At 68.6% G+C, this 23,152-nt stretch carries 16 protein-coding genes; 10 read left to right on the top strand and 6 right to left on the bottom strand.

Annotated features, from left to right (window positions below):
- Positions 1–26 precede the first annotated feature (26 nt).
- Both AC1DK9_RS08440 and AC1DK9_RS08435 read left to right on the top strand, forming a co-directional pair.
- On the top strand, positions 27–1,367 hold the full coding sequence (locus AC1DK9_RS08440; RefSeq protein ID WP_476915606.1) for a DUF4192 family protein: 1,341 nt from the start codon (positions 27–29) through the stop codon (positions 1,365–1,367).
- Positions 1,368–1,643: 276 nt separating this feature from the next.
- Positions 1,644–2,978, top strand: a complete 1,335-nt coding sequence (locus tag AC1DK9_RS08435; protein ID WP_476860932.1) for an RNA polymerase sigma factor — start codon at positions 1,644–1,646, stop codon at positions 2,976–2,978.
- Positions 2,979–3,164: 186 nt separating this feature from the next.
- On the opposite strand, the gene AC1DK9_RS08430 is transcribed toward AC1DK9_RS08435, so the two are convergent.
- A complete protein-coding gene (locus tag AC1DK9_RS08430) occupies positions 3,165–3,386 on the bottom strand; it encodes a DUF7455 domain-containing protein (RefSeq protein WP_476860931.1) in 222 nt (73 codons plus the stop codon).
- Between the two features lie 252 nt (positions 3,387–3,638).
- Here AC1DK9_RS08430 and AC1DK9_RS08425 point away from each other — a divergent pair, with 252 nt between their 5' ends.
- Positions 3,639–5,747 (top strand): DNA gyrase/topoisomerase IV subunit B, encoded by a 2,109-nt coding sequence (locus AC1DK9_RS08425; RefSeq protein WP_476915605.1) that lies wholly within the window; start codon positions 3,639–3,641, stop codon positions 5,745–5,747.
- A gap of 36 nt (positions 5,748–5,783) precedes the next feature.
- Here the strand turns inward: AC1DK9_RS08425 and AC1DK9_RS08420 are convergent, their stop codons facing one another.
- Positions 5,784–6,773, bottom strand: a complete 990-nt coding sequence (locus AC1DK9_RS08420; protein WP_476915604.1) for a M56 family metallopeptidase — start codon at positions 6,771–6,773, stop codon at positions 5,784–5,786.
- Positions 6,774–6,779: 6 nt separating this feature from the next.
- A complete protein-coding gene (locus AC1DK9_RS08415; protein ID WP_476860928.1) occupies positions 6,780–7,166 on the bottom strand; it encodes a BlaI/MecI/CopY family transcriptional regulator in 387 nt (128 codons plus the stop codon).
- 359 nt (positions 7,167–7,525) lie between these two features.
- Here AC1DK9_RS08415 and AC1DK9_RS08410 point away from each other — a divergent pair, with 359 nt between their 5' ends.
- The 3 genes from AC1DK9_RS08410 to cydD are packed head-to-tail and all read left to right on the top strand — an operon-like array spanning position 7,526 to position 13,720.
- Positions 7,526–9,124 carry a cytochrome ubiquinol oxidase subunit I gene (locus AC1DK9_RS08410; protein ID WP_476860927.1) on the top strand — a complete coding sequence of 533 codons (1,599 nt, stop codon included), beginning with the start codon at positions 7,526–7,528 and terminating at the stop codon, positions 9,122–9,124.
- Between the two features lie 33 nt (positions 9,125–9,157).
- Positions 9,158–10,207, top strand: a complete 1,050-nt coding sequence (gene cydB, locus AC1DK9_RS08405; protein ID WP_476915603.1) for a cytochrome d ubiquinol oxidase subunit II — start codon at positions 9,158–9,160, stop codon at positions 10,205–10,207.
- Between the two features lie 6 nt (positions 10,208–10,213).
- The gene (gene cydD, locus AC1DK9_RS08400) at positions 10,214–13,720 is read left to right on the top strand and encodes a thiol reductant ABC exporter subunit CydD (RefSeq protein ID WP_476915602.1); all 3,507 of its coding nucleotides are present in this window, start codon (positions 10,214–10,216) and stop codon (positions 13,718–13,720) included.
- 136 nt (positions 13,721–13,856) lie between these two features.
- Here cydD and AC1DK9_RS08395 read toward each other — a convergent pair whose 3' ends face one another.
- Positions 13,857–15,044, bottom strand: a complete 1,188-nt coding sequence (locus tag AC1DK9_RS08395; RefSeq protein WP_476915601.1) for an FAD-dependent monooxygenase — start codon at positions 15,042–15,044, stop codon at positions 13,857–13,859.
- A 169-nt stretch (positions 15,045–15,213) separates the two neighbouring features.
- Between AC1DK9_RS08395 and AC1DK9_RS08390 the strand changes: the two genes are divergently transcribed.
- The 3 genes from AC1DK9_RS08390 (at position 15,214) to AC1DK9_RS08380 (ending at position 18,955) form a co-directional block, all read left to right on the top strand.
- Positions 15,214–16,539: an APC family permease gene (locus tag AC1DK9_RS08390; protein ID WP_476915600.1), complete on the top strand. Its 1,326-nt coding sequence runs from the start codon at positions 15,214–15,216 to the stop codon at positions 16,537–16,539.
- The gene (locus AC1DK9_RS08385; RefSeq protein WP_476915599.1) at positions 16,536–17,855 is read left to right on the top strand and encodes a DUF2254 domain-containing protein; all 1,320 of its coding nucleotides are present in this window, start codon (positions 16,536–16,538) and stop codon (positions 17,853–17,855) included. The genes AC1DK9_RS08390 and AC1DK9_RS08385 overlap by 4 nt, the downstream gene beginning before the upstream one ends.
- A 110-nt stretch (positions 17,856–17,965) precedes the next feature.
- Positions 17,966–18,955 carry a GNAT family N-acetyltransferase gene (locus AC1DK9_RS08380; RefSeq protein WP_476915598.1) on the top strand — a complete coding sequence of 330 codons (990 nt, stop codon included), beginning with the start codon at positions 17,966–17,968 and terminating at the stop codon, positions 18,953–18,955.
- Positions 18,956–19,000: 45 nt separating this feature from the next.
- Here the strand turns inward: AC1DK9_RS08380 and AC1DK9_RS08375 are convergent, their stop codons facing one another.
- Complete coding sequence (locus AC1DK9_RS08375) at positions 19,001–19,519, bottom strand: DinB family protein (RefSeq protein ID WP_476915597.1); 519 nt, start codon at positions 19,517–19,519, stop codon at positions 19,001–19,003.
- Between the two features lie 63 nt (positions 19,520–19,582).
- On the opposite strand from AC1DK9_RS08375, the gene AC1DK9_RS08370 reads away from it, so the two are divergent.
- A complete protein-coding gene (locus AC1DK9_RS08370) occupies positions 19,583–19,966 on the top strand; it encodes a VOC family protein (RefSeq protein WP_476915596.1) in 384 nt (127 codons plus the stop codon).
- 598 nt (positions 19,967–20,564) lie between these two features.
- On the opposite strand, the gene AC1DK9_RS08365 is transcribed toward AC1DK9_RS08370, so the two are convergent.
- The gene (locus AC1DK9_RS08365; RefSeq protein WP_476915595.1) at positions 20,565–23,087 is read right to left on the bottom strand and encodes a DNA gyrase/topoisomerase IV subunit A; all 2,523 of its coding nucleotides are present in this window, start codon (positions 23,085–23,087) and stop codon (positions 20,565–20,567) included.
- Positions 23,088–23,152: the final 65 nt, after the last annotated feature.

Genomic DNA, 23,152 nt, shown 5'->3' with positions numbered 1-23,152 from the left:
CCGCGGGTGCGGGCGAAGCTGGCTCCATGACAGCTCCCGATCATCTGAAAATCACCGGCCCGGAGGACATCCTCGGATTCATTCCGCACTCCCTGGGTTACTGGCCGGCCAACAGCCTCGTTGCCATGACCATGCAGGGAAAGCGCCTCGGGGCCACCCTCCGGGTTGATCTCCCGGACGCGTCCCGCTGCCGCGGTCCGGGGCTGGCCGCTTTCGCCCGGACCATCCGCGACTACTTGGGCGCCGATAACGACGCCGACGGCACCCTCCTCGCCATTTTTACCGGCGGCCCCGGTGAGGACGCCACCAATGATCCAGCCGCCCATGCCACTGAAACCCCGGCGGGGGAGGCAGCTGCGGAATCCATGGTGCACGCCGCTATCGACTCCGCCGTGCTGGCCCGGCTGCTGCGCGAGCTGGAGCGCACCCTCGGCAAGGCCGGCCTGCCGGTGCGCGACGCCTGGCTGGTCGGGGAGCGGTACTGGCGCAACGCCTACTGCACGGACCCCTCCTGCTGCGCCCCTCCCGGCCGGCCGATCGAGGAGATCCGCAACAGCCGCCTCAACGCCGAACTGGTGTTCCGGGGCAGCAGCGTCGGCTCCGCCCCGGGACGACCCGCCCGCGCCGCACCGGATGCGGATGAGCCGGCCGTACTGGAGGCCGAGGAGGGCTGGGCGCGTGAATTCGCGGGCCGGTGGCGGGAGCGCGAGCAGTTTGGCACGGTGCTGGATGTGTGGGAGCGCGTGCTCGAAGCCGGAAGGCGCCGGACAGGGAAAACTGCCGCGGCCGCCGAAACCGCGCTGCCGGCCGGGCTCGCCGGCTACCTGCGCGCTACGCTGTGCGTCGTTGCGTGGCGTGACGCGGTCCTCGTGATGGCGGCCGCCGGCCGGGACGCCGCCGTGGCCGGCGCCGAGGACTTCGGCATCTTCGACGGCGGCCAGGAAAGCCCGGCCGCTCTCCCCGGGCTCGACGGTTTCCCGGCCGTGGAGGGTGCCGGAACTACCGGGGGCGGACCAGCGGCCGGAGCTGCGCCGGCAGGCACCCCGGGCTACGGTGAGGTGCTGCTCGGTCTCGCGCCGCCCATGCCGGACTGGGGCCGGCTGGCGGAACTCGACCGGATCCTCTGCCGGCTCTGCAACTGTGGCGGCGGCGAAGCCCGGGCCGCGGCCCTGACGGGGCGGGGCTGGATCGAATGGTGCCGAGGCCGGGGATCCTACGCCGACGCGCTGTTCATCGAGGCCACAGCGGAGCGGCCCGGCTACCGGCTGGCGGAACTGCTGGCCGAACTGGGCCGCCGCGGCACGCTGTGCGGCTGGGCGCGGCGGCGGGATGCGGCATGGCAGAAGTTCGATCCCGATGCGGCCTGAGCCACGGCGTGCCGGGCCGCAAGATTGCGCGTGCCCATGAGGTCCGAGGGCCCGTTCCGGAAAATCGTGAGACAATGGTTGGCGAGACCCGGTTGGGTCCGTGTATCGAGTGCGTGTAGCGAACCTTGGAAACAGGGAACATTACGGTCGCCCCGGCAGTTCTACTTAGTGGCTCTGCTGGACGTGATTGCGCCTGATGTGAAACACGGACTTGACAGGGTCATAGTGGTGTTGCCCGTATGGTGATTCCACAGACCGCCGCTAGAAAGGTTTTCTGTGACCCCGTCTTCCGCGAAGAAGGAACCCGCCGACCAGGCCGTATTGTCCCCCGAGGAGAAGAAGGCGGCGGCAAACGCAAAGCGTGCCGCCACGCGTGCAGCCAACAAGGCAGCAAAAGACGCAGCCTCCGCAGCGGGTGATGACACCGCCTCGGCAGTCGCCAAGCCTGAGCCCAAGAAGCGCGGGCCCAAGCCCGGCGCTAAAGCAGCGGCAGAAGCCGCCAGCAAGTCCCGCGACGAGGACTCCGACGACGTCGAGGTCGACGAGGACCTCGACGAGGTAACCCCCGACGCCGCCGAACTCGGTGAGGACGGCGAGGAGGTAGCCGGCAAGGCGGCAGCAGCCACCACCGGCTCCGGCTTCGTCTACTCCGATGCCGACGACGACGACGCCCCGGTGCAGCAGGTCATGTCCGCCGGCGCCACCGCCGACCCGGTCAAGGACTACCTGAAGCAGATCGGCAAGGTTGCCTTGCTGAATGCCGAGCAGGAAGTCGACCTGGCCCTGCGGATCGAAGCCGGCCTGTTCGCCGAAGAGAAGATCGCGGCCGACGACGGGTCCATGGACCCCAAGCTCAAGCGCGAACTCGAATTCGTCATCCACGACGGCAAGCGCGCCAAGAACCACCTGCTGGAGGCCAACCTCCGCCTCGTGGTTTCGCTCGCCAAGCGCTACACCGGCCGCGGCATGCTCTTCCTGGACCTGATCCAGGAAGGCAACCTGGGCCTGATCCGTGCGGTCGAGAAGTTCGACTACACCAAGGGCTTCAAGTTCTCGACCTACGCCACCTGGTGGATCCGCCAGGCCATCACCCGCGCCATGGCCGACCAGGCCCGCACCATCCGCATCCCGGTGCACATGGTGGAGGTCATCAACAAGCTGGCCCGCGTCCAGCGCCAGATGCTGCAGGACCTTGGCCGCGAACCCACCCCGGAGGAGCTGGCCCTCGAGCTGGACATGACCCCGGAAAAGGTCGTCGAAGTCCAGAAGTACGGCCGCGAACCGATCTCGCTGCACACCCCGCTCGGTGAAGACGGCGACTCCGAATTCGGTGACCTCATCGAGGACTCCGAGGCCGTTGTTCCGGCCGATGCCGTCAGCTTCACCCTGCTGCAGGAACAGCTGCACTCGGTCCTGGACACGCTCTCCGAGCGTGAGGCGGGCGTCGTCGCCATGCGCTTCGGCCTGACCGACGGACAGCCGAAGACTTTAGACGAAATCGGTAAGGTCTACGGCGTGACCCGCGAACGCATCCGCCAGATCGAATCGAAGACCATGTCCAAGCTGCGCCACCCCTCCCGCTCCCAGGTGCTGCGCGACTACCTGGACTAAGCGACCTGGCCGGAGCGCCGGCTCACGCAGCGCGGGGCCACTTCCCCCACGATCCTCGGATCGACGGGCAGGAGGTGGCCCCGCGCTGTTTTTCCTTAAGCACCCGGGGAAAGTTAAAGCAGCAGGGCCCCTCCGCAATGGAGGGGCCCTGCCGGCCGATCTCATCCGAGATCGCTGTGTGGACGTCTAGTCGACCGGAACCGGTGCCTTCTCGTTGAGGCGGTCCGTCTCGTCATGCCAGTCGGAACTGAGCGGCCGAAGCTTCGGTTCTACGGCGCGTGCGTGGTGAGCGCAGAAGAGCAGTTCACCGCCGGAGGCTCCGAGAACAACCCGGACGTATGCCTGAGCTCCGCAACGGTCGCACCGGTCAACGGTGGTGAGTGTGCGGTCCGCAACTGCTGTTGTCATGTTCGGCCTCCTTAGTAGATCGATACATCTATATAACCAGCATTCGCTGCCGTTCCATGGCAAGGATGGGACACTTTCGCTGTCCGCGTATCACGGCTCAATAACGGCTGCTGCGGCGGCGTCGGCAGTGCTGCCCCCGGTGTGGCCCGCGGTCTTGTCCTTCCCGGGGAGTGGCAACCCGGCGTCGGGCCCTGGGCCGACTAATCTAGGTAGAGCGTCTCTATGTTTCATCCCTGAAGGAGTTTCCGTCCCGTGGCACCAAGTTCTGACTACACCGCCCGGCATCTGTCCGTGCTGGAAGGCCTCGAAGCCGTCCGCAAGCGCCCGGGTATGTATATCGGTTCCACGGACTCGCGCGGGCTCATGCACTGCCTCTGGGAGATCATCGACAACTCGGTCGACGAAGCCCTGGCCGGCTTCGGCCATGACATCAAGATCATCCTGCACGCGGACAACTCGGTTGAGATCCACGACGACGGCCGCGGCATTCCGATCGACGTCGAACCGAAGACCGGGCTTACCGGCGTCGAGGTGGTCTTCACCAAGCTGCACGCGGGGGGCAAGTTCGGCGGCGGTTCCTACACGGCCTCGGGCGGCCTGCACGGCGTCGGCGCCTCGGTGGTGAACGCCCTCTCCTCGCGGCTCGATGTCGAGGTGGACCGCGGCGGTAAGACCTACAAGATGTCCTTCCGCCGCGGCGAGCCGGGCCGCTTCAAGGACCCGGGCGCCAAGCCGGATCCGGCCGCAGTGTTCGAGCCGTTCGTCGACGGGTCCGTGCTCGACGTCGTGGGCAAGGCCAAGCGCGGTGTCACCGGAACCCGGATCCGCTACTGGGCCGACCGCCAGATCTTCACGCCGGACGCGAAGTTCTCCTACGACGAGCTTGCGGCCCGAGCCCGGCAAACCTCCTTCCTGGTCCCCGGCCTGAAGCTCACCGTCCGGGATGAGCGCAAGGTCGCCGGCACCCCGGGCGAGTTCGGTCCGCACGAGGAAGTCTTCCACCACGACGGCGGCATCTCCGAGTTCGTTGAGTTCCTGGCCGCCGATCCGGCCGTGACCGACGTCTGGCGCCTGCACGGCGCCGGCAAGTTCAAGGAAACGGTGCCCGTCCTGGACGAGCGCGGCCACAGCCAGCTGGCCGAAGTGGAGCGCGACTGCGAGGTGGACGTCGCGCTGCGCTGGGGCATCGGGTACGACAGCACCGTGCGCAGCTTCGTGAACATCATCTCCACCCCCAAGGGCGGTACGCACCAGTCCGGCTTCGAACAGGCCCTGCTCAAGACGTTCCGCAAGGCGGTGGAAACCAACGCCCGCAAGCTCAAGGCCGGCAACGACAAGATCGAGAAGGACGACATCTTCGCCGGGCTGACCGCGGTGCTGACGGTCCGCCTCGCCGAGCCGCAGTTCGAGGGCCAGACCAAGGAGATCCTGGGCACCTCGGCCGTCCGCGCCATCGTGGCCAAGGTGGTGGAGCGGGAGATCAACGCCAAGCTCACCTCCTCCAACCGCAATGACAAGGCCCAGTCCGCGCTGCTGCTGGAAAAGGTCGTCAGCGAGATGAAATCGCGCATCTCGGCCCGCGTCCACAAGGAGACGCAGCGCCGGAAGAACGCGCTCGAAACCTCCTCGATGCCCACCAAGCTCGCGGACTGCCGGACGGACGACGTCGGACGCTCCGAACTGTTCATCGTCGAAGGTGACTCCGCGCTCGGCACCGCCAAACTGGCACGGTCCTCGGACTTCCAGGCGCTGCTGCCCATCCGCGGCAAGATCCTGAACGTCCAGAAGGCCTCGGTGGGTGACATGCTGTCCAACGCCGAATGTGCCGCGCTGATCCAGGTGGTCGGTGCCGGCTCCGGCCGCAGCTTCGACCTCAGCGCCGCCCGCTACGGCAAGGTCATCCTGATGACCGACGCCGACGTCGACGGCGCCCACATCCGGACCCTCCTGCTGACGCTGTTCTTCCGTTACATGCGCCCGATGATCGACGAGGGCCGCGTCTTTGCCGCCGTCCCGCCGCTCCACCGGGTGGAGGTCATCAACGCGGGCCAGAAGGTCAACGAGATGATCTATACCTACTCCGAAGCGGAGCTGCACGGGCTGCTCGCCCGGCTCGCCAAGGAAGGAAAGCGCTACAAGGAACCCATCCAGCGCTACAAGGGCCTGGGCGAAATGGACGCTGAGCAGCTCGCCGAGACCACGATGGACCCGCGGCACCGCACCCTGCGCAAGGTCGGGATCGAGAACGCGAAGCAGGCGGAGGAAACTTTTGACCTGCTGATGGGCTCCGACGTGGCGCCGCGCAAGGACTTCATTATTGCCGGCGCGGCGAGCCTGGACCGCGAACGCATCGACGCCTGAGCGGGCCCGTCCCGGCCCTTGAGCCGGGCAACGGGTTCAGCCCAGCAGGCCGGGCACGATCAGCAGCGCTGTGGGCACGGCCAGCAGCAGCACGCAGGCGCCCAGCACGCCGAGGCGCAGCGCCTCCGGCAGCGGGGGCTGGGGCGAGAGCAGCCGGCTGACCCGCGAGGCGGTGGTCACCAGGGCCCCGGCGCCGCCGGTGGCCCCCGGCTGGGAAGCGTCGGCTTCCCCGGCGCCGAACGCCATCCGCGCCGCCGAGGCTCCCGGGGCGGCTGCAGAGCCGTTGGCGACTATCGCAATCGCCTTGATCAGGGTGGCTTTGCTTTCGGTTTTCAGGGCAACGTCGTCGGCGAGCATCTCAATCAGCGAATTGACGGCCTCCTGCGCGAGCCGGGTGGTCGGCAACCACGGAAGCGCTTGGCGCCAGGCCGCGAACGCCCACAACAGCAGGTGGTGGCGCTGGCTCAGATGGGCGTTCTCGTGGATTAGGACGGCACGCAGTTCATCCGGTTCCAGGGCCGCCATCAGCCCGTCGGAGAGCACCGTGACGGAGCGGGCGCCGCCGGGCAGGCAGTAGGCCACGGGGGAGTCGTGGCTGATCACCATGGTCCGCGGGCCGTCGGCCGACGGTGACGCGAGCAGCGCGAGCAGTTCGCGGTGCCGCCGCCGCTGGCGCTGGATCTTGTAATAGGTCAGCAGCAAGGTGAAGACCAGATGGGCGCTCAGCAGCGCCGCCGCGGAGAGGGCGAAGATGTGCCAGAACCCGAGGGCCGTGGTCGGTTCGTTGCGCAGCACCATGCCGGCCAGCGCGCGCAGGCCGGCCAGCAGGTTGTCCCCGACCGGTTCCAGGCCGTAGACCAGCATGGCGCCAATCATGGACAGGCCGCCGGCAAGGGCGATTGCCTGCCAGAGGAGCATGGCCGTGAACGGGGAACGGGCCGGCCATTGGGCACGCGAAAGGAGGATAGGGACCGGCCACGCCAGTACTATCGCCAGGACCGCCAGAAAGTATGAGGTCCAGAACATCCGGTGTTAGCTGTGCTCCAGCAGTTTGCGCAGCGTTTCAGCCTCGGCCGCGGACACGGAACCAATGAAGCGGGCCAGGACCGCCTCCCGGTCGGGGGCGGAGCCGAGCACCTCGTGCATCAGTTCCGCGGTGTGGTCCGCGCGGCTGGACACGGCCTGGTAGCGGTGCGGGCGGGTGCCGCGTTCACGCTCCACCAAGCCCTTGCGCTCCAGCCGGGAGAGAACGGTCAGCACCGTGGTGACAGCTAGATCCTTGCCCTCATGGCCGGCGGAACCGCCCGCCGCCTGCGTGCTCTGCGCGAGCAGGTCCCGCAGGGTGTTCGCGGTCGCAGCCTCCTGGCCTGCCCAGAGCAGGTCCATCACTGCCCGTTCCAGTTCGCCGAGACTTGCCATTCCGTATGTCCTTCTTGAGAGCGCCTTAGGGCGGAGATCCCGCCCCGGGGGTTTGCCGGATACTTCAGCATTAAATTTACCGCGTTTTGCGCCTAGTTTCTACATGAGGTAGAACAGGGCCGCCGCGGCGTGTCGCCGACGGCGTTCCGGCGCGGAGGGCCCGGCAAGCGGGCCGAGGCCGCGCCCGGCGTCCGGGCCGGGTCACGACGCCCCATGGGGAGATGCGATGTTCCATTGCGGGGCGTGGCGCGCCGTGCCACGCTGGGGTGCGTGAGGATCTGAACTTGTTCTACACTCTGTAGAAGTAGTATTTCTACGTAACGTAGAAAACTCTCGGGAACCTAGCCAAAGGGAATGCCTTGGACGCCTTGGAAATCGCACGCTGGCAATTCGGCATCACCACCGTCTACCACTTCATGATGGTGCCGCTCACGATCGGCCTGGGCCTGGTGGTGGCGGTGATCCAGACCCTCTGGTACCGCACCGGCCGGCCGGAATACCTCCGGATGACCAAGTTCTGGGGCAAGCTCTTCCTGATCAACTTCATCATGGGCGTGGCCACCGGCATCGTGCAGGAATTCCAGTTCGGCATGGCCTGGAGCGAGTACAGCCGCTTCGTTGGGGACGTCTTCGGCGCCCCGCTCGCGATGGAGGCGCTGCTGGCCTTCTTCGTGGAATCCACCTTCCTGGGTCTCTGGATCTTCGGCTGGAAGCAGCTCAAACGCGGCGTCCACCTGGCCTGCCTGTGGATCGCTGTCATCGGCTCGGTCTTCTCCGCCTACTTCATCATTGTGGCCAACAGCTGGATGCAGCACCCGGTGGGCGTCGAGATGATTGACGGGCGCCCCGTAATGACCGACGCCTGGGCCGTTTTCACCAACAACACGGCGCTCGTGGCCGTGCCGCACACCCTCTTCGGCGCCCTTGCCGTCGCCGGGGCCTTCCTCCTCGGCATCGCCTGGTACCACCTGTGGCGCCGCCGCCACGACGGCATCGACACCGTGGGAGCCGACGGCAAGGTGATCCCCGGCGAGTCGGAGATCCCCGGCCGGGACCGCGCGGACCACGCCGTCTGGATCCGTTCGCTGCGAATCGGCGCCGTCGTCGCCATGATCTCCTTCGCCGGGACCGCCATCACCGGCGACCTGCAGGGCAAGCTAATGTTTGAGCAGCAGCCCATGAAGATGGCCGCCGCCGAGGCGGCCTGCCACGACGGCACCGGCTTCTCCATCCTGAGCGTCGGCAACGTCGGCTCCAAGAACTGCGACGACGTCGTCGCCGTGATCGAGGTTCCCGGCATCCTGTCCTTCCTGGCCAAGGGCGACTTCAACACCGAGGTCAAGGGCGTGAACAGCCTGCTGGAGACGTACAAGGCGGACTACGGCACCCACCTGCCGGACAGCCCGATCTACGGCGACCGCGCCGGCAAGGAAATCCAGTACGTCCCGGTCATGGAAGTCACCTACTGGGGTTTCCGGATGATGATCGGCTTCGGCGGCGTGGCAGCCCTGGCCGCCCTTCTGGCCCTCTGGGTCACCCGCAAGGGAACCGTTCCCGCCTCCCGCGGCCTGATGCGGCTCGCCGTGTTCGGCATCCTGGCCCCGTTCGGCGCCAACGCCGCCGGCTGGATCTTCACCGAAATGGGCCGGCAGCCCTTCGTGGTCGCTCCCAACCCGGACGCCAGCGGCATCGACCAGGTCTTCATGTTCACCGCCGCCGCCGTTTCCCCTGGCGTCTCCGCAGGAGAACTGCTGACCTCCCTCGTGGTGCTGACCGCCGTGTACGCGGTGCTGCTGGTGGTGGAAGTGAAGCTGCTGGTGAAGTACATCCGCGGCGGTGTGGTCTCTGCGATGCCCGAGCTCGCGCACGCCCCGGCGGACGAAAACGAGGACAAGACCCCTCCCGGCGGAACCCCCGGCAAGCCCGAGTCCGACGACGTCCTGGCCTTCGCCTACTAGCGGCCCCCGAACAAGAAGCAGAGGAAATTCAGCATGGAACTGCTACCCACCATCTGGTTCATAGCCATCGCGGTGCTGTGGACGGGGTACCTCTTCTTGGAGGGCTTCGACCTGGGCGTCGGCATGCTCATGAAAGCCTTCGCCCGGAACAACACCGAACGCCGGGTGCTGCTCAACACCATCGGCCCGGTCTGGGACGGCAACGAGGTCTGGCTGCTCACCGCCGGCGGCGCCACCTTCGCGGCATTCCCGCTCTGGTACGCCTCCCTGTTCTCTGCCCTGTACCTGCCCCTGCTGCTGGTCCTGGTGGCGCTGATCTTCCGCGCCGTGGCGTTCGAATACCGGGGCAAGGTGGACACCCCGCAATGGCGTGCGCGCTGGGACTGGGCGATCGCGCTGGGATCCCTGGTCGCAGCATTCGGAGTCGGCGCGGCCCTAGCGCTGACCACCACGGGGCTGCCGCTGAACGCCAATGGTGACCGCGAGGGCGGCCCGTTCGCCTGGTTCAGCCCCTACGCCGTGCTCGGCGGGCTCGCCGTCGTCGGCTTCTCGCTGCTGCACGCGCTGGCGTTCCTGGCGCTGAAGACCGACGGCGACGTCCGGCACCGCGCACGGGCATGGTTTGTCCGGCTGCTGCCGGTGCTGCTGCTGCCGATCGCCGGCTGGGCGATCGTGCTGCAGCTGCAAAGCGGCAAGGCCTGGACCGTGGCCGCGGTCGTCGGCGCCGTCGTGGCGGCCGCCCTGGCCTGGAACTTCGCCCGGGGCGGCGCCGAGGGCAGGGCCTTCCTGTCGCTGGGCGTGTTCCTGCTGCTCGGCAGCGCCTCGATTTTCGGCGCGGCCTTCCCGGTGGTGCTGCCCTCGACCCTCAACCCGGACTTCAGCCTGACAGTGGCCAACGCCTCCTCTTCGGACTACACGCTCGGCCTGATGACCATCGTGGCCTGCATCGGGCTGCCGCTCGTCCTCGCCTACCAGGCCTGGACGTACTGGGTGTTCCGGCGCCGGGTGAGCGCCGCCCACATTCCCGAAGCGCACAGCTTCCTGCCCGCGATTGCCGCCAAGGCCCTGGCGCCGAAGGACTAGCCGCCGATGAGACCGCAGTTCCCTGCAGGACCCGCCACCCGATCCGCGCTCTACCTGCTGGGGCTGCTGGCCGCCCTCAAGGCGTTGTCCTTGGTACTGATGGGGCAGGCGGTCGCCGCTGTGCTCGCGGGGCTGATGGCCCACAACCCCGCGTGGGCCGAACAGCTGGGCTGGGGGATGGCCGGGGTGGTGCTGCGCTCGGTCACCGTGTGGGCCCAGGYAGTGGCAGCACGCCGCGCCGCTCTGGGCGTCAAGGAGGAGCTGCGCTCAGAGCTGCTGGAACGGGCCCTGCACACCGGGACCCGCACCGCCGGCCCGGCCGACGGCGGGCTCGCGGTGCTGGCGACCCGGGGACTGGACGCCCTGGACAACTACTACACCCAGTTCCTGCCGGCCCTGGTGAACTGCGCCGCGATCCCGTTGCTGCTCGGGGCGCGGATCCTTTTCGCGGACTGGGTCAGCGCCGTCGTGATCGTCCTGACCGTCCCGCTCGTGCCGCTGTTCATGATCCTGATCGGCCGCTACACCCAGGACCGGGTCCGTGAAGCGCAGTCCGCCCTGTCCCGGCTCTCCGGGCACATGGTGGAACTCGCCAAGGGACTGCCCGTGCTGGTGGGCCTGGGCCGTGCCGCCGCGCAACGCAAGGCCCTCGAGGACATCTCGGAGGAATACCGCGCCAAGACCATGGGCACCCTGCGCACCGCCTTCCTCTCCGCCCTGGCGCTGGAGCTCATCGCCACCATCTCCGTCGCCGTCGTGGCCGTCTTCATCGGCGTCCGCCTGGTGCACGGGGAGATGGGGCTCGAAGCGGGACTGCTGGCCCTGATCCTGGCCCCCGACTGCTATCTCCCGCTGCGCGAACTCGGCACCGCCCACCACGCCAGCGACGAGGGCCGTGCGGCGCTCGCCGACACCACGGAGATCCTCGATGCCGCCCAGGCCACGCCGCTCGTCGCAACCACGGCGCGCGAGGACGGCCGGCCCGCGGCTGCTCCGCCCGCCGTCATGGTCCGTGAGTTGACCGTGCGCTACGCCGGCCGGGCGGAGGCGGCCGTCGGGCCGCTGAGTTTCACCGCCGCCCCCGGCGAAATCACCGCCCTGGACGGCCGCAGCGGGGCCGGCAAGAGCACCGTGCTGGGCGTTCTTGCCGGAACCATCGGCGACGGCACCGGCGCGGAGGTCACCGGGCGGGTGGAGGGGTTCACGACGGCGGACATCGCCTGGGTGCCGCAGCACCCCGTGATGGTGGAGACCACCGTGCTGGCGGAGCTCCTGCTCTACCTTGGCGCCGACCCGGAGCGGTCCCCGGATCAGGCCGCCGCCGACGCTCGGCGCTGCCTGGCCGCCAGCGCCGCCGAACACCTCGCCGCCAAGCATCCCGCCGAACTCAGCCCGGGGGAGCTGCGCCGGGTGGCCGTGGCCCGGGGACTGGCCCGGATCGCTGCCGGCGCCACGGTGCTGTTGCTGGACGAACCCACCGCGCACCTGGACCGGGCGTCTGCCGACGCGGTCAGCCGCACCATTTCCGGACTGCGCGGCAAAGCCACCGTGCTGCTGGTGGCCCACGACCGGCAGACCCGCGAACTCGCGGACCGGCTGGTGACCGTCGGCGGACCCGCCGGGGCCGCCGGGGCCGGGGCCGTCTCCGCGGCCGCAATGCCGGCTCCGGCGTCGGGTTACCGCACCCCGGACGGCCAGGCCCTCCCGCCGGAAGCACCCGAGGGCGCCGTACCAACCGACACCGGCGCCGAGGCCGCAACCTCGGCCGCCGGAACTGACCGCTTTGGAACGGCGGCCGCCCAGCTGCGCCGGTTGCTTGCCCCGGTCGCCGGAAAATTCGCTGCTGCCGGCGTGGTCGGAGTCCTCGCCGCGCTGTTCGCGGTCGCATTGTCCGGGCTGTCCGGTTGGCTCATCATCCGGGCCAGCGAGCAGCCGCCCATCCTGTACCTGCTCACCGCGATTGTGGGCGTGCGCTTCTTTGGCGTCGGCCGCGCGGCGCTGCGGTACACCGAACGCCTGCTCCTGCACGACGCGATCTTCACCGCCCTCACCCGGCTTCGCGGCCAGCTCTGGGAGTCGCTGAGCAGGCGGGCCCTGTCGCTGCGAAGGCTCCTGCAGGGCGGCAACGTCCTCGGCGCCGTGGTGGACGACGTCGACACTGTCCGCGAGCTGCTGCCACGGGTGGTACTGCCACCGCTGACCGCAGTGGTCGTCGGCGCGGCGGCCGTCACCGGCGTCGCCCTGCTCCTCCCGGCGGCATTGCCCGCCGTCATTGCCGCCGCGCTCGTCAGCCTCGTGGCTTCGCCGGCCCTGGCACTGCTCGCGGACCGGATGTCCGCCGGCACCGAGCAGCAACTGCGCTCCGGTGTGCTGCGGCGGGTGGCCGCGGCGCTGGATGCCCGCGCCGAATTGCACGCCAACGGCGTGGGGACGCCGGTTCTGACGACTATCCATCGGGACGACCGGGCCGCGACGGCGGCTTCGCAGCGCCAGGCCCTGGCGGAGGGCCTCGGTCAGGGACTCACCGTGCTGGCCTGCGGTGCCGCGGCGCTGGCCAGTGCGGTCCTGGCGGCACCGCTGGCCCTCAGCGGGGCTGCCGAGCCGGCGCTCGTCGCCGTCGTCGTGCTGCTGCAGCTGGCCCTCGTGGAACCGTACTCGGCCATTACGACGGCGGTGCGCCAGTTTCCTGCGCTGCGCTTGGTGCTGCGGCGCGTCGGTGGGTCCGGGGTCCTGGCTGCCGAGCAGCCCGACGACGCCGGCGGCCCTGTTCCGGCGGCCAGCTGGTCGAGTTCCAGGCCCGGCGGACGGCCCGGCCTGGAACTCGACCAGCTGGCGGCCGCGTGGCCAGGCGGCGCGGAGGTGTTCACCGGGTTGACCGCCAGCGCCGAACCCGGCCGCTGGCTGGCCGTGACCGGCGCCTCCGGTTCCGGGAAGTCCACGCTGCTGGCCGTTATGCTCGGCTTCCTGCCGGCGGCCGGCGGTCGGCTCTTGCTGACCGGACGCGCGGCCTGGTGCCCGCAGGAGGCGCACCTCTTCGACTCGACCATCCGCGGCAACCTGATGCTGGGATTGCCGGAGGGGGAGCGGCCCGCCCCCGGGGCGACAGACGGGGCCGCTGCGTCCGTCCGGACTGCCGGGGCGCAGGCGCTGGAACGGCGGCTGGTGGAGGCACTGTCCGCCGTCGGCCTGGAACCGCTGCTGGGCCGGCTCGACCGGGGACTGGATACGCCCATCGGGCCCGGCGGCGCTTTCCTCAGCGGCGGCGAACGCCAGCGCCTGGCGGTGGCACGCACGCTGCTCACCGGCGCCGACGTGATCCTGCTGGACGAGCCCACGACGCACCTGGACGCCGAGGCGGGCCGGGACATGCTGGCCGAGCTCCGGCGTGGGCTGACCGGCCGCACGGTGGTGCTGGTGACGCACAACCCGGACGACATCAGCCCGGATGACGCCCTGCTGAATCTGGACCGGACCGGTTCAGCGCCGGCGGAGCGGGTGCTGGCGCGGAGGTAGGGCCGCCGCCGGACACTTGTTCGTCGAGTTGCTCGAATTTTTCACGGAAGCCGGCGTTATGCCTCGGCAGTGGCCGCAGTAGCGGAGCTGTGCAGTCCCAGTCTGGTCCCGTCATGGGTAAGCGGTCAAGAACGGCTCACTTTGCGATCCGGCCAACGATCTGGCGGGCCACTAGCCGGTCGATGCCGGGCAGATGGCTGGCCCGGATGACCCAGCGACGCAGCAGGCGCTGGGTCCGGTTCGCGGGCAGGAACGAGGCAGCGGCGCGCCTGCCAGCGGCCTGGGCTTCCTCGACCACCGGCCTCCAGCGCCGTTCGAATCCGGCAATGGCAGGGCTGATTCCCTCGGCTGCGGCCACTGGCCCCAGCATGTCCGCCAGCAACGCCGATCCGGCAATGGCGAGCGAACCGCCTTGGCCCGCCAGCAGCGACACCGCCCCGCAGGCGTCACCCACCAAGGCGGTCCGCCCACGCGTCCAGCCCGGCATCACAATCTGTGCCACCACATCGTCGTACGGGTGTTCGGGGCAAAGTTCCAGCAGTCTTTCGACCGCCGTACCCAGCCCGGCGAACTCACGGCGCAGCCGCTCCCTCGGCGCCTCGGACCGCAACTGCCCTGCCGCCTCAACGGCATGCCGGTAAACCAGGAAAGCTGCCACTTGATCCGAGCGAAGACTGTAGAGCCCGACGAGCCGGCCGATGCTGTCGGTGAGGACGAACCGGTTCCGGAACCGGGCATTCAGTCCCGGGTCGGTCACGATGCAGGCCGCGGCGCGCATGCCCAACGGGCGCAGGTACTCGTCCTCCGGCCCGAAAATCAGGGCCCGGACGCTGGAGTGGATACCGTCGGCCCCGATGAGAACGTCCGCGGTGAGGGTCTGCTCCAGTTGGCCGCCGACGACAACGCGCACGCCGCCGTTCTCCTCCCACGCCCGGGAAACCGGCGCCCCGTACCGCACCACCACCCTGTCGGCGGGTACGTCGTCGAGCGCAGCGAGCGCGGCGCGCTCCATGTCGGGGCGCAGCAGGCTGAGGACTTTGCCGCCGGCGAGCCGGGCAAACTGGTCGAAGTCGAGGCTGGCCGTGGGGCGTCCCGCCACATCGACATACTCAGCCGCCTCGACGTGGTAGGCGACGGCGGCGAGCCGCGGGTAGAGGCCGATCCTCTCCGCGGCCTCCACGCCCGGACCAAAGAAATCCATCATGTAGCCGTCGGGACGCGGAGCGGCCGATTTTTCGAGGATCTCGACGTCCCAGCCGGCCATACCCAGCTGGCGCGCCACGACGAGGCCCGCAATGCCAGCCCCCACAACCACAGCCTTCATGGCGCGCCTCCACCGCGAACCGGATCGGCCGGGCCCAGGAAGCGGCGCAGGAAGCGCCGTCGATTTCTGGAACCCGCTGATTCATTCTTTGCTCCAAGGACCTCGCCTGGCAACTATCCTGGTCAGGCCCGGGCCGGGCGGCTCCACCGCCGCGGCTAGACTCGTCGTCATGGCTGATGATTCAGAGAAGCTGTCCCTGGCCGGTTCCGTCTCCCTCGGGACGGGGGTGATGGTTGGAGCAGGGATCTTCGCTTTGGTAGGCCAGGTGGCCGGCCTCGCGGGGGGCCTGGTGCCAGCGGCGTTCCTTGCCGGAGCGGTCGTGGTCGCCTTCAGTTCCTACTCCTATGTGAAATACTCCGGAGCCAACCCCTCCTCCGGCGGCATCGCCATGCTGCTCAAGGCTGCTTACGGACCCGGTGTCATTGCAGGATCGTTCTCGCTCTTTATGTATGTATCCATGGTGGTCGCGGAGAGTCTCCTAGCCCGGACCTTTGGCACCTACCTGCTTCGGCCCTTCGGCCTGCAGGGTTCAACGCTGCTGGTGCCGGCCCTGGGTGTGGCGGCGATTGCCGCCGCCGCTCTGGTCAACGTGTTCGGCAATACCTTGGTGGAGCGGTCGGCGACCGTCACGGCCGCGGCCAAGATCGTCGGAATCGCGGCGCTGGCGATCGCGGGCCTGCTGGCCTCGGGCTGGTCCTCGCTCGGGACTGCGCTCACCGGCGGGTCGGGTGAACCTCCGCAGCAGGGCATTCTCGGCTTCCTGGCCGGCACAACGCTCTGCATCCTGGCGTACAAGGGGTTCACCACCATCACCAACCAGGGCGGCGACATCAAAGAGCCCAAAAAGAACATCGGCAGGTCCATCATCATTTCCCTGGCGCTGTGCACGGTCATCTACCTGCTGCTCACGGTGTCGGTTACCGGCAGCCTGAGCGTCCCGGAAATCATGAAGGCCCGGGATTACGCCCTGGCACGGGCCGCCGAGCCGCTCTTCGGCACCTGGGGGGTTGGCCTGACCATCGCCCTGGCCGTTGTCGCTACGCTCTCCGGCCTGCTCGCCAGCCTCTATTCAGTGTCCAGGCTCTACGCGATGCTCCAGGAGATGAAGCAGGCTCCGGCACTTCCGGGAAAGGTCAAACACCAGCCCCTGCTCATCACCGCCGGCCTGGCGATCCTGGTCACCGTCTTTTTCGACCTGAGCCAGATAGCCTCCCTCGGCGCCCTGCTGTATATCAGCATGGACATCGCCGTGCACTTGGGCGTCATCCGTCACCTGCACCGGGACATCGAGGCCGCGAGGTGGGTTCCCGCCGTCGCGATCATCCTGGACCTCGCCGTCCTGGGGGCCTTCGTTCTCGTCAAGGCCGAGCAGGACCTGCTCACCCTGGGTGTGGGCGCCGCCCTGGCCCTGGCCATCTTCCTGGCCCAGTGGTGGGCCGTCAAACGCCGCGACAACAGTGGCGACGCCGCCGACCGCCAGCAGTCAACAGTATGATTCGGCGAATCCGGGCCGCCTTCCGCGCCCGACTGTGGCCGATCCCGGTCCTCGCCGTGGCCCTGGCCGTGGCGCTGGGCGTCGGGCTGCCCGCGCTCGACAACCTGCTGGACGAGCGCATGCCGGGGGCGCTGGAGAACTACCTCTTCAGCGGCGGACCGGAAGCCGCCCGCGCGGTACTGCAGGCCATCTCCGGATCCCTCATCACCGTCACCTCCCTGACCTTCTCCCTCACCGTCGTGACCCTCCAGCTGGCCAGCAGCCAGTTCTCCCCGCGGCTGCTGCGCACGTTCACCAGCGACAGCTTCGTGCATTGGACCCTGGCGCTGTTCCTGGGGACCTTCTCCTATGCGTTGACGGTCCTTCGGAGTGTTCGAAGTTCCGCTGAGAGCCGGGACGAGTTCGTCCCCGATATTGCGGTCACGGTGGCCTTCCTCCTAGCCCTGGCCAGCGTTGTAGGCCTGGTCCTTTTCCTGGCGCACCTGACCCGGGAGATCCGGGTCGAGACCATGATGAAGAACGTCCATGCCGAAACCGCCGCCACGATCGAGCGCGTGATTCCCAAGGACCCGGCCCCCGGATCAAGCCAGCCCGCGGGGCCCGCCGCGGCACGCCTGGCGGCCGGTTCGTCCGGCTTTCTCAACTCGGTTGACGCAGCAGCAGTGGTCGACGTCGCCCGGGCTGCCGGCGCCATCATCCGGATCGACGCATGGCCCGGGGAATCCCTGATTGCCGGCGTTCCCTTTGCCACCGTCTGGGCGGCAGGGGAGCGCGAAGAGTTCACGGCTGCCGAGCTCGAGGACCTCACCCGGCGACTTGGCGACGCAGTGACCATAGGCTTTGAGCGCACGAACGATCAGGATCCCGCCTTCGGCTTCCGTCAGTTGGCCGACGTCGGTGCCCGTGCCCTGTCGCCCGGGACGAACGACCCGACGACGGCTGTGCACGTCATAGGCCACCTCTCCGGCCTGCTGTGCGTGCTGGCCGGCCGGGAACTGCGCGACGATGCCGCGAACGACGACGACGGCGTAATCCGTGCCATCCTCGCCAGGCCCGGCTTTGACCATTACCTCTCCCTTGCCGTTTCGCAGATCCGGCACTACGGCATGCAGGACGCCGACGTTGGAAACCGGCTGCTGGCGCTCTTCGAAGAAGTCAGCTGGTGCGACCGCCGGGGTGCCCGGCGCGCCGCCCTCGAAACCCGGCTCACGGAACTTCGGGAGAGCATCGAACACCACGAATACAGCAGCGCCGAAAAACGGGCCCTGCTTGAACGCTATGAGCAGGTCCGTATCGCTGTCAGTCCAGGTTCATAACCCTGACGACGGCGCGGAAAATGGCTTCCCCTCCCAATGGCTTGGACCGTGCAGCGTCGCAGGCCGAACCGGTGCTGGCGCGGGGGTAGGACCGCCGTTAGCCTGTAGCCATGACTGGACACAGCGGACCGGAGGCTAGCCTCGACCCCCGCCTGGACTGGCGGCCGGCCGGCAGCGCCGAGCTGGAGGACTGGGCCGCCCTGATCGCCCGGACAGCCGCCGTGGAGCGGCCAGTCTGGTTTGAGCGGCGCGAAGACCTGGCCCAGCTCCTCGAGTCCCGGACCAACCCGGTGGGCGACAACAGCGTCCTCGGCTTCGACCGACACGGAGTCGCACGCGCCTATGCCAGGATCACCAAGAACCCCGACGGGAACAAGGCCGTCGGATTCGGCTGCGTGGACCCCGACTGGCAGCACAGCGGCGTCGGAACCGGGCTCCTGGGCTGGCTGGAGGCCCGGACCCTGCATCGGTTCGCCGACGATGGAGGCTCTGCCGGGCCGCGGCTGCGCGTCTACACGGAAGAGCAGCACACCCACCAGGCCGCACTCTTCGAGGGCCGCGGCTACCGGGTTGTCCGCTACTACAACGAGATGCACCGGCCGCTGGACCAGGCCTTCCCCGAGCCGGAGTTGGACGACGGGCTGGAGCTCGTGGGCTTCGGGCCGGCCCTGCACGAGGCCGTGAGGCTGGCCCACAACGACGCCTTTCGGGACCACTGGGGCAGCGAACCCCGCGATGAGGAGGCCTGGGGATTCGTGGTGAACGATCCGCAGGCACGGCCGGACCTGAGCGGCGTCGTCGTCGAGAAGTCCAGCGGCAAGGTGGCCGGCTACCAGATCGCCAGCCACGACGCAGACAACGCAGCAGACCGCGGCTTCAAGGAAGGGTATACCGACCTGCTGGGGGTGCCCCGGGAGTTCCGTGGCCGGGGCATCGCCAAGGCGCTGCTTGCCGACGCCATGCGCCGGTTCGCCGCCGCAGGAATGGATAAAGCTTCGCTCGACGTCGACTCGGAGAATCCCACCGGAGCCCTGGCGCTTTACACCAAGATGGGATACGTCGCGGTCAACCGCAGTCTGGCCTGGGACAAGGAGCTGTAGCGGGCCAGCTATCCGTCCTGCCTTCGCCGGCTATCCGTCCACACGCTATCCATCCACGTCGTGGAGGTGGTGTACGACGTCGTGCATGAAGTACTGCGCGAAGGTCAGCACGGTGAACTCCGACCCGTTGCTGCGCGTTCCTCTCCGGCCCCAGTCCTGCTCCGGCACCCGGCCAAAGGACGCGGCGATCTGTTCACCCTCGGCTGTCAGGGCGGTGCTTACCTCGGCGGGGTCGGCGCCGGCGTAGTCCTGTTCCAGGGCGGTCTGGTCCTGGTCCCAGTCCTCGTAGCGGGCGTCGTCCTCGGTGAGCATGAGGTCGAGCCGGTGGTCGAACAGCGTGAACACGTCCCGGACGTGGCAGGCGTACTCCAGGGCCGACCAGGTGTCCTCGTCCGGGCGGACGGCGGCATCGGGGCGTCGAAGCACGGAGCGCCAGCGCGGCAGCATGCTGGCCAGTTTCCCGGGCGCCGTCGCCGGGGTGCAGGCGGAGGCGTCGAAACCACACTCGGGGCAGGGCCGTGAGAGCACCCAGGTCCAGTCTTTTTGATCGGGCACGATAGGCATGGGAGCAGTCTAGGCGAAGGAGTAGTATGCGTTCCGGGGGAAGGGCCTGGAAAGGGATGTGCCATGCTCAAAGACCAACCGGTCGGCGCCGTGTTGCCGGCCGCGGACCTCGCCCGCGCGCGCGATTTCTACCGCGACAAGCTCGGACTCGAACCGGATAATCCGGGTGCCGAGGACAACCTGCAATACACGTGCGGCGCCGGCAGCAAGTTCATGCTGTACCAGACGCCCAACGCCGGATCGGCCAAAAATACCCAGATGGGCTGGATGGTTCCCGACGTCCGGGCCGCGGTCGCCGAGCTCCGCGGGGCAGGGGTGGTCTTCGAGGACTACGACTTCCCGGGCCTGAAGACCGAAGACGGCATTGCCACGCTGCCGGACGGAAGTTCCGCAGCGTGGTTCCTGGACAGCGAGGGCAACATCCTGAACCTCAACTCGGGGATGTAGCGGCGGCGGGCTGGTCTGGGTTCGTTCCGGGGTTGCCGCGGGTTCGCCGCGTCGGGGTTCGTCCATGAGCCAAGCCGGCGGTTCGCCACAGGTGGCCGCTAAGTCACGCCTCACTGCGGCCATTTGTGGCGAATGGGCGGCTCGGTGCCCCGCTCTAAGTAACGCCCGTGACTCCACCCCGGCGGTTCGCCACAGATGGCCGCTAATTCGGGCCTCCTAGCGGCCATAAGTGGCGAATGGGCGGCTCGGTGCCCCGAGTCGGCCTCATTGCGGTCATGGGTGGTGAATTGGCGCCGATGGTTTTGCGCGCCGAGTATGCCAGCGACTCCACCCCGGCGGTTCGCCACAGATGGCCGCTAACCCGGGCTCATAGCGGCCCTTTTTGGCGAATCGGCGGACTCAGTTCCCCGCGCCGGGCCTCATAGCGGCCATATGTGGCGAAAGGGCGGACTCGGCTCCCCGCGCCGTGGAATTTTGAGGCTCCACCCCGGCGGATCGCCACAGGTGGCCGCTAACCCGGGCGTCGTAGCGGCCATATTAGGCGAATGGGCGGAATCGGTTCGAGCACCGCCCCCGAGCACCGCCCACCCCGCAGCGCCTACCCTTCCGCCGCAGCGTCCTCCGCGGTCCAGGCCATGCTCGGCCCGATCGCGTCGACGGCCTGGGACAGCGGGATGCCGGAACCGTCGCGGCGGCCGTGTTCGCCCGGGAGCGAGCGCGCCACGCCGGCCAGCGAGGATGCCTTCGCCGGGCCATGGCCGGCCCAGGCGAGCAGCAGGGTGTCCTCGCCCTTGAGGAAACGGTGGGCGCGGACGCCGGCCGTACCGCGGCCCTTGGCCGGATATTCGGCCAGCGCCGTCACCTTGGCCGCGCCCGGCGCCGTCCCGGGCAGTGCGCCCTCAGTGCCGGCGATGGTGACCACCACGGCGGCGTCGTCGTTCGAGCGCGCCGTGCCGAAGTGCAGCACCCGGTCCCCGGCAGCCAGCTTGATCCCGGCCATGCCGCCCGCGGTGCGCCCCTGCGGACGGACGGCGGAGGCGCTGAAGTGCAGCAGCTGGGCCTGGCGCGTGATGAAGACCAGTTCGACGTCGTCCGCAGCGGCAGGCTCGACGCCCACCACGGTGTCCTTGTCCTTGAGGGAGATCACTTCCCAGTCCTCGCGGTTCAGCGGGTAGTCCGGCTGGACGCGTTTGACCACGCCCTGCGCGGTGCCGATCGCCAAGACCTGATCCAGCGGCGCGAAGGCCACGAGGGATTCGCCCTTGAGCAGGGTGATGAAGTCCTTGGCCGGGACCCCGCCGGCCATGTTCGGGGTTCCGGAAGTGGGCGGAAGCACCGGCATGTCCATCACCTGGAGCCGGAGCATGCGGCCCAGGGAGGTCACCGCGGCGATCTCGCCGCGCGCCGAGGTCTTGACCACCGAGCGGAACACGTCGTGCTTGGTCCGCGGACCGGATTCGGCAAGGCTGTCCTGGTTGGCCGTGCGGGCGATCTGGCCGGACGCCGTGAGGATGGCCCAGCAGGGGTCGTCCGCGATCTCCAGGGCCAGCGGGGCGGCCTTGCCCTTGGCGCCGGGCGCGGCCGCGAGGGCGGCGGCGACCGTGGGGGAGACGGCCTCGGATTCGAGCAGCACCGTCCGGCGCGGGGTGCCGTACTTGTCCGCAAGTTCGCCGAGTTCGTCGGACACCAGCCCGCGCAGCAGCTCGGGGGAGTCCAGGATGGCCTGCAGCTCGGCGATCTCCCGGCGCAGTTCGTCCTGTTCCTTTTCCAGTTCGATCCGGGAGTACTTGGTCAGTTGCCGGAGCCGCAGTTCCAGGATGTAGTTGGCCTGGATTTCGGACAGGTCGTAGATGGACATCAACCGGGTACGGGCCGCGGCGGCCTCGTCGGAGGACCGGATGATCTGGATGACCTCGTCGATGTCGACGATCGCGACCAGCAGGCCCTCCACCAGGTGCAGGCGGTCCTTCTTCTTGGCCAGCCGGAACGCGGTGCGCCGGCGCACGACGTTGATCCGGTGGTTCACGTAGACGGTGAGCAGCTCCAGCAGGCCCAGGGTCTGCGGCTGGCCGTCAACCAGGGTGACGTTGTTGATCCCGAAGGAGTCTTCCATGGGCGTAAAGCGGTAGAGCTGCTGCAGGACGGCGTTGGGGTTGAAGCCGTTCTTCAGCTCGATCACGAGCCGCAGGCCGTGCTTGCGGTCGGTGAGGTCGACGATGTCGCTGATCCCGGTCAGCTTCTTGCCGTTGACCGCGTCCTTGATCTTCTCGATCACCTTTTCCGGGCCCACCATGTACGGCAGTTCCGTGACCACCAGGCCGGTGCGGCGTGCCGAGAGCTGCTCGACGTCGACCTTGGCCCGGGTCTTGAAGGAGCCGCGGCCGGTGGCGTAGGCGTCGCGGATGCCGTCCAAGCCCACGATCCGGCCGCCGGTGGGCAGGTCCGGGCCGGGGACGAACTTCATGATGTCTTCGAGCGTGGCGTCCGGGTTCGCAATCAGGTGCCGCGCCGCCGCCACCACTTCGCCCAGGTTGTGCGGGGCCATGTTGGTGGCCATGCCGACGGCGATGCCGGTGGCGCCGTTGACCAGCAGGTTCGGGAACGCAGCCGGAAGCACATCCGGCTGGGTCAGCTGGTTGTCGTAGTTCGGGACGAAGTCCACCACGTCCTCGTCGAGGTGGTCCGTCATGGTCAGCGCCGCCGCCGCCAGCCGGGCCTCGGTGTAGCGCGGGGCGGCCGGGCCGTCGTCGAGCGAGCCGAAGTTGCCGTGACCGTCAATCAGCGGCAGCCGCAGGGAGAAGTCCTGCGCCATCCGGACCATGGCGTCGTAGATCGCCGTGTCGCCGTGCGGGTGCAGCTTGCCCATCACTTCGCCCACCACCCGGGCACTCTTGACGTGGCCGCGGTCCGGGCGCAGGCCCATCTCGCTCATCATGTACAGAATGCGCCGCTGGACGGGTTTGAGACCGTCGCGGGCGTCGGGCAGGGCCCGGGAGTAGATGACCGAATAGGCGTACTCCAGGAACGAGCCTTCCATTTCGGAAGTGACGTCAATATCGACGATGTTCTCGGTGAAGTCCGGGGCTTCCCCTGCCGGGGGCGTGGTTTGGCGGCGTGCCATGAGGCTGGTGGGTCCTTCTACGGGGGTACTAAACGGGTACTGCGCAAGTTTATGGCTAGGCTAAG

Source organism: Arthrobacter sp. 01T414 (assembly GCF_056398965.1).
The sequence above is the reverse complement of the archived record's forward strand: the minus strand, read 5'-3'. Positions and strand labels throughout refer to the sequence as shown.

Bases quoted from the DNA above. Each gene is read 5' to 3' on its own strand.
- AC1DK9_RS08440 (WP_476915606.1), top strand. From the start codon at position 27: ATGACAGCTCCCGATCATCTGAAAATCACCGGCCCGGAGGACATCCTC.
- AC1DK9_RS08430 (WP_476860931.1), bottom strand. From the start codon at position 3,386: ATGACAACAGCAGTTGCGGACCGCACACTCACCACCGTTGACCGGTGC.
- AC1DK9_RS08420 (WP_476915604.1), bottom strand. From the start codon at position 6,773: ATGTTCTGGACCTCATACTTTCTGGCGGTCCTGGCGATAGTACTGGCG.
- AC1DK9_RS08415 (WP_476860928.1), bottom strand. From the start codon at position 7,166: ATGGCAAGTCTCGGCGAACTGGAACGGGCAGTGATGGACCTGCTCTGG.
- cydB (WP_476915603.1), top strand. From the start codon at position 9,158: ATGGAACTGCTACCCACCATCTGGTTCATAGCCATCGCGGTGCTGTGG.
- AC1DK9_RS08395 (WP_476915601.1), bottom strand. From the start codon at position 15,044: ATGAAGGCTGTGGTTGTGGGGGCTGGCATTGCGGGCCTCGTCGTGGCG.
- AC1DK9_RS08390 (WP_476915600.1), top strand. From the start codon at position 15,214: ATGGCTGATGATTCAGAGAAGCTGTCCCTGGCCGGTTCCGTCTCCCTC.
- AC1DK9_RS08385 (WP_476915599.1), top strand. From the start codon at position 16,536: ATGATTCGGCGAATCCGGGCCGCCTTCCGCGCCCGACTGTGGCCGATC.
- AC1DK9_RS08380 (WP_476915598.1), top strand. From the start codon at position 17,966: ATGACTGGACACAGCGGACCGGAGGCTAGCCTCGACCCCCGCCTGGAC.
- AC1DK9_RS08375 (WP_476915597.1), bottom strand. From the start codon at position 19,519: ATGCCTATCGTGCCCGATCAAAAAGACTGGACCTGGGTGCTCTCACGG.
- AC1DK9_RS08370 (WP_476915596.1), top strand. From the start codon at position 19,583: ATGCTCAAAGACCAACCGGTCGGCGCCGTGTTGCCGGCCGCGGACCTC.
- AC1DK9_RS08365 (WP_476915595.1), bottom strand. From the start codon at position 23,087: ATGGCACGCCGCCAAACCACGCCCCCGGCAGGGGAAGCCCCGGACTTC.